13 protein-coding genes are annotated in these 9,251 nt (G+C 39.2%); all 13 read left to right on the forward strand.

Annotated elements, in window-relative coordinates; translation table 11 throughout:
* Window position 1 precedes the first annotated feature (1 nt).
* The 13 genes from rplX (at window position 2) to EUBHAL_RS07785 (ending at window position 9,185) form a co-directional block, all read left to right on the forward strand.
* Window positions 2–310, forward strand: a complete 309-nt coding sequence (rplX, locus tag EUBHAL_RS07725) for a 50S ribosomal protein L24 (RefSeq protein ID WP_005347539.1) — start codon at window positions 2–4, stop codon at window positions 308–310.
* A gap of 24 nt (window positions 311–334) precedes the next feature.
* On the forward strand, window positions 335–874 hold the full coding sequence (rplE, locus tag EUBHAL_RS07730; protein WP_005347541.1) for a 50S ribosomal protein L5: 540 nt from the start codon (window positions 335–337) through the stop codon (window positions 872–874).
* Between the two features lie 15 nt (window positions 875–889).
* Window positions 890–1,075: a type Z 30S ribosomal protein S14 gene (locus tag EUBHAL_RS07735; protein ID WP_005347543.1), complete on the forward strand. Its 186-nt coding sequence runs from the start codon at window positions 890–892 to the stop codon at window positions 1,073–1,075.
* Window positions 1,076–1,101: 26 nt separating this feature from the next.
* The gene (gene rpsH, locus EUBHAL_RS07740) at window positions 1,102–1,503 is read left to right on the forward strand and encodes a 30S ribosomal protein S8 (RefSeq protein ID WP_005347545.1); all 402 of its coding nucleotides are present in this window, start codon (window positions 1,102–1,104) and stop codon (window positions 1,501–1,503) included.
* Window positions 1,504–1,673: 170 nt separating this feature from the next.
* Window positions 1,674–2,216 (forward strand): 50S ribosomal protein L6, encoded by a 543-nt coding sequence (gene rplF / locus EUBHAL_RS07745; protein WP_022169422.1) that lies wholly within the window; start codon window positions 1,674–1,676, stop codon window positions 2,214–2,216.
* Between the two features lie 16 nt (window positions 2,217–2,232).
* Window positions 2,233–2,601, forward strand: coding sequence for a 50S ribosomal protein L18 (rplR, locus tag EUBHAL_RS07750; protein WP_005347549.1), 369 nt, complete (start codon window positions 2,233–2,235; stop codon window positions 2,599–2,601).
* 16 nt (window positions 2,602–2,617) lie between these two features.
* Entirely contained in the window at window positions 2,618–3,121 is a 504-nt protein-coding gene (rpsE, locus tag EUBHAL_RS07755; RefSeq protein WP_021907837.1) for a 30S ribosomal protein S5, read from the forward strand.
* Between the two features lie 15 nt (window positions 3,122–3,136).
* Complete coding sequence (gene rpmD / locus EUBHAL_RS07760) at window positions 3,137–3,319, forward strand: 50S ribosomal protein L30 (protein ID WP_005347554.1); 183 nt, start codon at window positions 3,137–3,139, stop codon at window positions 3,317–3,319.
* 24 nt (window positions 3,320–3,343) lie between these two features.
* Complete coding sequence (gene rplO / locus EUBHAL_RS07765; protein ID WP_005347555.1) at window positions 3,344–3,787, forward strand: 50S ribosomal protein L15; 444 nt, start codon at window positions 3,344–3,346, stop codon at window positions 3,785–3,787.
* Window positions 3,787–5,100: a preprotein translocase subunit SecY gene (secY, locus tag EUBHAL_RS07770; RefSeq protein WP_005347557.1), complete on the forward strand. Its 1,314-nt coding sequence runs from the start codon at window positions 3,787–3,789 to the stop codon at window positions 5,098–5,100. Before rplO ends, secY begins: the two co-directional genes overlap by 1 nt.
* Window positions 5,101–6,064: 964 nt before the next feature.
* The gene (locus EUBHAL_RS07775) at window positions 6,065–7,507 is read left to right on the forward strand and encodes an NAD(P)/FAD-dependent oxidoreductase (protein WP_005347558.1); all 1,443 of its coding nucleotides are present in this window, start codon (window positions 6,065–6,067) and stop codon (window positions 7,505–7,507) included.
* Between the two features lie 33 nt (window positions 7,508–7,540).
* Window positions 7,541–8,815, forward strand: coding sequence for an NAD(P)/FAD-dependent oxidoreductase (locus EUBHAL_RS07780; RefSeq protein ID WP_005347560.1), 1,275 nt, complete (start codon window positions 7,541–7,543; stop codon window positions 8,813–8,815).
* Window positions 8,816–8,819: 4 nt separating this feature from the next.
* A complete protein-coding gene (locus EUBHAL_RS07785) occupies window positions 8,820–9,185 on the forward strand; it encodes a DUF1667 domain-containing protein (protein WP_005347562.1) in 366 nt (121 codons plus the stop codon).
* Window positions 9,186–9,251: the final 66 nt, after the last annotated feature.

Raw genomic sequence — 9,251 nt, forward strand, 5'->3', positions numbered from 1 at the left:
TGTGGCTCAGAAAATTAAAAGAAATGACATGGTAAAAGTTATTGCCGGTAAAGATATCGATAAAGAAGGAAAGGTTCTTTCCGTTGACGCTAAGAATCATAAAGTTGTTGTAGAAGGCATCAACATGGCTACAAAACATACAAAACCAAGCATGCAGAATCAGGCAGGCGGTATTGTTCAGGAAGAAGCAGCAATCGACGTATCTAACGTTATGCTTCTCCACAACGGACAGCCTACAAGAGTTGGTTTCAAGTTTGTAGATGGAAAGAAAGTACGTTTCGCAAAATCAACTGGCGAAGTAATCGACTAATTTAAGAGAGGAGGCTGACCGAAGTTGACTAGACTGAAAGAACAGTATGACAGCCAGATTAAGGCTGCCATGATGAAAAAATTTGGCTATAAAAATGAAATGCAGATTCCAAAGCTCGTTAAGATCGTTGTAAACATGGGTGTTGGTGATGCAAAAGAAAATCATAAATTATTAGACTCTGCAATCGGTGATATGGAAAAAATCACAGGTCAGAAAGCTGTAGTTTGTAAAGCAAAGAAATCCGTTGCTAACTTCAAGTTAAGAGAAGGAATGCCAATCGGATGTAAAGTAACTTTAAGAGGCGACAAGATGTACGAATTCGCTGATCGTCTTATTAACCTTGCTTTACCACGTGTACGTGACTTTAGAGGTGTTAATCCTAACGCGTTCGACGGAAGAGGAAACTACGCACTTGGTATTAAAGAGCAGTTAATCTTCCCTGAAATCGAGTACGATCAGGTAGACAAAGTTAGAGGTATGGATGTTATCTTCGTTACAACAGCTCATACTGATGAAGAAGCTCGTGAATTACTTACTTTATTTGGAATGCCGTACGCAAAATAGTTAGGAGGATTTCTAATGGCTAAGAAAGCAATGAAAGTTAAACAGCAGCGTAAACAGAAATTCTCATCTAGAGAATATTCTCGTTGCAAAATTTGTGGCCGCCCACATGCTTATTTAAGAAAATACGGAATCTGCAGAATCTGTTTCCGTGAATTAGCATACAAAGGTCAGATTCCTGGAGTTAAAAAAGCAAGCTGGTAGAAATATTAGGAAGGAGGCAGCTAATAATGACAATGAGCGATCCAATTGCAGATATGCTTACTAGAATTCGTAATGCAAATACTGCAAAACACGATACAGTAGATGTTCCTGCATCTAAAATGAAAATTTCCATCGCTGATATTCTTTTAAAAGAAGGATATATCAAAGGTTATGACATCATCGAGGATGGTGCATTTAAGACAATCCGTATTGCATTAAAATACGGTGCTGATAAGAACGAAAGAATTATTTCTGGATTAAAGAGAATCTCTAAACCAGGACTTCGAGTATACGCAGACGTTGAAAATATGCCAAAAGTACTTGGTGGTTTAGGCGTTGCGATCATCTCCACAAACAAAGGTGTTGTTACAGACAAAGAAGCTCGTTCTATGAACGTAGGTGGAGAGGTATTAGCATTTGTATGGTAGTTCTTTAAGAACTGCATTACATTAACCGTATAGGTTACGGGATTAGCTTAAGAAGAAAGGCTTTATTAAAAGCCTTTTCTGAAAAGCTCATCGCTAAGACGATGAGAGATATATATACTACTGAAAACAGAAAAGACATGGTCTTTTCCGACAATTTAAGGAGGTGCAATATGTCACGAATTGGTAGATTACCAGTTGAAATCCCTGCAGGTGTTGAAGTTACTGTTGCAGAGAACAACGTTGTGACTGTAAAGGGTCCTAAAGGAACACTCACAGAGAGTCTTCCAGTAGAAATGGACATTAAAGTTGAAAATAATCAGGTAGTTGTTACAAGACCTAACGATTTAAAGAAAATGAAATCTTTACATGGTCTTACAAGAACTCTGGTTGCAAATATGGTAACAGGTGTTACAAAGGGATACGAAAAAGTTCTTGAAATCAACGGTGTTGGTTACAGAGCTCAGAAACAGGGCAAGAAACTTATTCTTTCTCTTGGATATTCTCATCCTGTAGAAATGGAAGATCCAGAAGGTCTTGAGTCTGTATTAGACGGACAGAACAAGATTACTATCAAGGGAATCGACAAACAGAAAGTTGGACAGTACGCAGCTGAAATCAGAGAAAAGAGAAAACCAGAACCTTACAAGGGAAAAGGTATCAAGTATGCTGATGAAGTAATCAGACGTAAAGTCGGCAAGACAGGTAAGAAATAATTAGGAGGAAGTAAGAATGATTAATAAAAAATCAAGAAGTGAAGTTCGTGCTAAAAAACATAGAAGACTTCGTAACCGCATCAGCGGAACTGCTTCTACTCCACGTTTAGCCGTATTCAGAAGCAACAATCATATGTATGCTCAGATTATCGATGATACCGTTGGAAAAACTCTTGTTTCAGCTTCTACAGTACAGAAAGAAGTTAAGGCAGAGCTTGAAAAAACTAATGACGTTGCAGCAGCAGCTCATTTAGGAACAGTAATTGCTAAGAGAGCAATTGAAAAAGGTATCACAACAGTTGTCTTCGACAGAGGAGGTTTCATTTACCAGGGTAAGATTCAGGCACTGGCAGATGCAGCCCGTGAAGCTGGTCTTAATTTCTAAACAAGGAGGATATAACATGAAGCGCGAATTAATTGATGCTAGTCAATTAGAATTAGAAGAAACAGTAGTATCAATCAAACGTGTTACTAAGGTAGTAAAAGGTGGACGTAATATGCGTTTCGCTGCTTTAGTAGTAGTTGGTGATAAAAACGGTCATGTTGGAGCTGGTTTAGGTAAAGCGATTGAAATTCCTGAAGCTATCCGTAAGGGAAAAGAAGACGCTATGAAGAAACTGGTTAAGGTTCCTGTAAATGAAGTAGGTTCCATCCCACATGATTTCATTGGAAAATTTGGAAGTGCAGAAGTTTTATTAAAAGCATCTCCAGAAGGTACCGGTATCATCGCCGGAGGTCCTTCTCGTGCGGTTCTTGAACTTGCAGGATATAAGAATATCCGTTCCAAAGCATTAGGTTCTAACAATAAACAGAACGTAGTACTTGCTACAATCGCTGGTCTTAAAGAGATTAAGACTCCAGAAGAAGTTGCAAGACTTCGTGGCAAATCAGTTGACGAACTGTAAAAGGAGGAAAGAAAGATGGCAGATAAATTAAAAATCACATTAGTTAAGTCTCCTATCGGTGCTATTCCTAAACAGAGAGCAACTGTAGAAGCATTAGGACTTAAAAAAGTCAACAAAACAGTTGAAATGCCTGACAACGATGCTGTACGCGGAATGATTTGGCATGTTAGACACTTGGTAAAAGTTGAAGAAATTTAATTGCAGATAAGGAGGTACCCGTAAATGAATTTATCTAATTTACATCCTGCTGCAGGTTCCAAACACAGCGATGCTTTCCGTGTAGGTCGTGGACATGGTTCAGGAAACGGAAAGACTGCAGGCAGAGGACAGAAAGGTCAGAAATCTCGTTCTGGCGGAAAAGTTCGTGTAGGTTTTGAAGGTGGACAGATGCCTTTATACAGAAGACTTCCTAAGAGAGGCTTCACTTGTATCAACTCAAAGAAAATCATCGCAATCAATGTTTCCGAACTTGAAAGATTCGAAGCAGATAGCGTTGTAACAATCGACACTTTAATCGAAAGTGGTTTAGTAAAAAATACCTTTGACGGTGTTAAAATTCTTGGAAACGGAGAATTAAGCAAGAAGCTTACAGTTCAGGTTAACGCATTCTCTAAGAGTGCTGTAGCTAAGATTGAAGCTGCTGGCGGAAAAGCTGAGGTGATTTAATGTTCGAAACTCTCAGAAATGCTCTGAAAGTGAAGGATATTAGAAAAAGACTCCTATTTACATTAGTAGTTTTAATTATCTGCCGATTGGGCAGTCAGCTTCCAATACCGGGAATTGACACTGATACAATCAGCCAGTATTTAAACTCTTTGTTAGGAGATTCTTTTAACCTGTTGAATTCCTTTACTGGCGGATCATTTGAATCTATGTCATTGTTCGCGTTAAACGTAACACCATATATCACGGCTTCTATCATTATCCAGCTCCTTACCATTGCCATTCCGGCATTGGAAGAGCTGTATCGTGATGGCGAGGACGGACGTAAGAAGATTAACAACATCACAAGATTTGTTACCCTCGGACTTTCCGTTCTTGAAAGTGCCGGTCTGGCAATCGGTTTTGGAAAACAGGGCCTTTTGTCAAACTATGGTCCGCTGATCGTAATGGAGATGATTGTTTGCTTAACAGCAGGATCAGTCTTTGTTATGTGGCTTGGAGAACAGATTACAGATAAAGGTGTAGGAAACGGTATTTCCATCATCTTACTTTGTAACATCGTTTCCCGTATGCCAAGTGATTTATATAATCTGTACCAGAAATTTATGGAAGGTAAACAGATTAGCAACGTAATTATTGCCGGAGTGATTATTTTCATTGTTATTATTGGAACGATTATTCTTACAATTATTTTAAATGATGCAGAGAGAAGAATCCCTGTGCAGTATTCAAGAAAAATCCAGGGTGGAAGCCAGCTTGGAGGATTAGGATCAACATTACCTGTAAAAGTAAATACAGCAAATGTAATGCCAATCATCTTTTCTTCCTCACTGTTACAGTTTCCATTGGTAATCAAGCAACTCATTGGAGCAGATCCAAAAGGTGCTGCCGGATTTATTTTCAACGCATTAAATCAGTCAAACTGGTGTAATCCAGATCACTGGAACTGGTCTATCGGTTTAATCGTTTACCTGGTTCTCAACGTAATATTCGCATATTTCTACACATCGATTACATTTAACCCGTTAGAAATATCCAATAATATGAAGAAACAGGGTGGTTACATTCCAGGAATTCGTCCTGGTAAGGCAACCGTTGATTACTTAAATTCAATTTTAACTTATATTATTTTTATCGGTGCAGTTGGTCTTTGTATCGTTGCAGTAATTCCGATTTTCTTTAACGGATACTTTGGTGCGAATGTCTCCTTTGGAGGAACATCTATCATCATTATCGCTGGTGTAGTATTAGAGACAATGAAACAGATTGAATCTCAGACATTAGTACGTCAGTATACCGGATTTTTAACAGAATAATATTCGAATTTTTTATAGAAAACCTGTGTTGTTGAATCTATGATTGAACAGCGCAGGTTTTTTTGTTGGGGACAGACGAAGGCTGGATGATTTATAGATAGTATTTGTGACTTTAGTCGCTGCGGGGAGGGTGTTGTGGAAAAAGGTTCTTTGTAAAGGTATTGATTTTGACTCAGTTGTAAAAAACACAAAGTCGCAAAATCAATACCTTTACAAAGAACCTTTTTTAATATTGACTTCTAGCAGCTCCGAGGCCACAAATACTATCTATAAATCATCCAGCCTTCTGTTCGTTGGCAACTGAAAAAACGCGGCGGGATTCAGGGTATAGATTTACATATATTACACAGTTTATAGCTGTTAAAAGCTCTTATGGTATTCTGTTAATAAATCCGTGGGGGAAGTTGGGGAGAAGGCAGAAGATTTATTTCTTCTAGAGCAAGTAGAAATCTCCCGACTTATCCCCCAAATCTTCCTCCCATTACCCTTGAACGAGCCATTCTAGGCATGCCAAAGACAGCGGCTGAAGAGAGTGGATAGCCTATATTTGTGACCTCGGAGCAAGGTTTGGATGCGAGCGTACAAGCGAGCATTCAAACCGCCGCGACTAAAGTCACAAATATAGGCTATCCACTCTCTTCGGCTGCGTCTGTTGACCACCCACAAGGGTAATTTTTTGTTTTTGTATCGGGAATTTTCCCAAACATCGTGGAAAAATACAAAAAATTAAGCACATTTGTAAAAATGTATAATTTACAGAACAAAGAAAATGTTGTAATATATACATATAGAAACGGGTGACATAAGCGGTAATATTTGTGCGATTTTATCGGAATGTATTTTTTTGTAAGCAATTGGCTGGTGAATTTTATTTCTTTCCGATATATTTTAATGCTCAGATAAGCAGAAAGGGAATGCGTAGCTTTTTGTCATGCGGCCAAAACAAATGGAGGTATAAGAAGATATGTATGACATTATTGTAATTGGTGCCGGTGTTACTGGTACTTGTACTGCAAGAGAGTTGTCCAAGTATCAGGTAAATATGTGCGTAATCGATAAGGGTGATGACGTTGCATCTGGAACATCCAAAGCAAACAGTGGTATTGTTCATGGTGGATATGACTGTAAACCAGGAACTCTTATGGCAGAGATGAACGTAAGAGGTAACGAGCTTCTTTATGAACTGGCAGAGGATCTGGATTATCCAATTAAGAAAAACGGTTCCCTCATTGTCTGTACTGTACCGGGAGAAAGAGGCAAGTTAGATGTCCTTTTAGAGCAGGCAAAAGAGAACGGTGTTCCAGGATGTCGTATTATTGATAAAGAAGAAGCTCTTAAGATGGAGCCTAATCTGACTGATAATACAGTAGCAGCTCTGTATGTTCCAACAGGTGGTATTATCTGTCCATGGGGACTTGCGATTGCTATGGGTGAAAATGCTGCAATGAACGGATGCGAATTTAAGTTTGAGCATGCAGTTGAGAACATCATCAAGAAAGATGACCACTACGAAGTAGTAACCAATAAAGGAACATTTGAAACTAAGATTGTTGTTAATGCAGCAGGTGTATATGCAGATACTCTTCATAACATGGTTAGCGAAGATAAGAAACATATTATCGCTCGTAGAGGTGAGTATCTCCTTATGGATAAAGAATTAGGAGATTACTTCTCAGCAACAGTATTCCCACTTCCTGGTAAGATGGGTAAAGGTATCCTCTGTGCACCTACAATCCACGGCAATATGTTCGTAGGACCATCTGCAACAGACGTTGAAGGTAAGGATGCAGTAGAGACAACACAGGAGATTCTTGATGATTTAGCTTACAAAGCACAGCACAGCTATCTCACAAGAACAAAACTTCCTATGAATAAGATTATCACTTCTTTCGCCGGACTTCGTGCTCATTTACCAGAACATGAATTCATTATCGAAGAAGCAAAAGATGCACCGGGATTCTTTGATGCATTAGGAATCGAGTCTCCGGGACTTACAAGTTCCCCTGCGATTGCTGAGAGAATTGCCGGACAGATTCAGGATAAATATCATTTCCCAGAGAAAGACAACTTCATCGCAAAACGTAAAGATGTTATCCATATGGAAGACCTTACTTTAGAAGAAAAGAATGCTTTAATCAAAGAAAAACCAGAATACGGCAGCATCGTATGTCGTTGTGAGATGATTACTGAAGGCGAGATCATGGATGCAATCAATCGTCCACTTGGTGCAAGAACTATGGATGGTGTAAAACGTAGAACTCGTGCAGGTATGGGTCGTTGCCAGGCAGGTTTCTGTACTCCTAGAACAATGGAAATTCTTTCAAGAGAGCTTGGTATTCCAATGACAGAAATCACTAAGAAGGGTGAAGGTTCCAATCTGTTAGTAGGAAAGATTAAAGAAGACTAGGATCAGTATTGAAAGAAAGTGAGGAATAATACTATGAAATCTTATGATGTCGTAATCGTAGGTGGAGGTCCTGCTGGTTTAGCTGCTGCAATCGCTGCTAAAAAAGAGGGCATCGACAGTATTTTAGTTATTGAAAGAGATAATCAGCTTGGTGGTATTTTAAATCAGTGTATCCATAATGGATTCGGTCTTCATACATTTAAAGAAGAGTTAACCGGTCCGGAATATGCAGCTCGTTTTATTGATCAGGCAGCTGAGTTAAATATCGAGTATAAGTTACATACAATGGTATGTGATATTTCTAAAGATAAAGTAGTAACCGTAATGAACCGCGAAGAAGGTATCGTTATGTATCAGGCAAAGGCAGTGATCTTAGCGATGGGATGTCGTGAACGTCCTCGTGGAGCCCTGAACATTCCTGGATATCGTCCGGCAGGTATTTATTCTGCAGGTACTGCACAGAGACTTGTTAACATGGAAGGTTTCATGCCTGGTAAAAAGGTTGTGATCTTAGGTTCTGGTGATATCGGACTGATCATGGCAAGACGTATGACATTTGAAGGAGCAGAAGTTAAGGTTGTAGCAGAAGTTATGCCTTACTCCGGCGGCTTAAAGAGAAATATCGTACAGTGTCTTGATGATTATGACATTCCACTGTTATTAAGCCATACTGTAATCGATATCGAAGGAAAAGACAGACTGACAGGCGTAGTGATCGCAGAAGTTGGTCCAGACAGAAAACCAATCCCTGGAACAGAAGTACATTACGATTGTGATACACTTCTTCTTTCCTGTGGTCTTATTCCTGAGAACGAATTATCAAAACAGGCAGACGTAGCAATGAACCCTGTAACAAATGGTCCATTAGTAGACGAAAGTCTTGAGACAAACATCGACGGTGTATTTGCCTGTGGTAACGTACTGCATGTACATGACCTTGTTGATTACGTTTCAGAAGAAGCAGCAACAGCAGGTAAGAATGCAGCACTTTATGTAAAGAACAACTGTGGCAAAGATGCACAGAAATCTGATAAAGTAGTAGAAATTAAAGCAATCGATGGTGTTCGTTACACAGTACCAAGCACGATCCATGTAGATAACATGGCAGACCTTCTGACAGTACGTTTCCGTGTAGGCGGTGTATTTAAGAATAGCTATATCAGCGTATACTTAAATGATGAAAGAGTACAGCATCGTAGAAAACAGGTTATGGCTCCGGGCGAGATGGAACAGGTTATCTTAAAGAAGAAAGATCTCGAAGCATATGAAGGTCTTGAGACCATCACTGTAAAGATTGAGGAGGAGTAGTATCATGGAAAAAAGAGACTTAACATGTATTGGATGTCCTCTTGGATGCCAGATTACAGTTACAATGGAAAACGGTGAAGTAACAGATGTAAAAGGTAATACTTGTCCTCGTGGAGATAAATATGCAAGAGAAGAAGTAACAAACCCAACACGTGTAGTTACATCAATCGTTAAGGTAGAAGGTGGAAACCTTGCCGCTGTATCCGTAAAGACAAAAGACGTTATTCCAAAAGGAAAGATTTTTGATATTCTTGATGAAATTAAACCGGTCGTAGTAAAAGCACCAGTTAAGATTGGTGATGTCATCGTTCCTAACGTAGCAGGAACAGGTGTTGATGTAATCGCAACAAAGAATATCCAGGCAGTATAAAAGTAAGCTTCTGATTTGCCGCAGGCAAAGGAGACGCATCCTAAAAAAGAAGAGAACCTATATTTG

Origin of the sequence: Anaerobutyricum hallii DSM 3353 (assembly GCF_000173975.1) — a bacterium.
GTDB classification, from domain to species: domain Bacteria; phylum Bacillota; class Clostridia; order Lachnospirales; family Lachnospiraceae; genus Anaerobutyricum; species Anaerobutyricum hallii.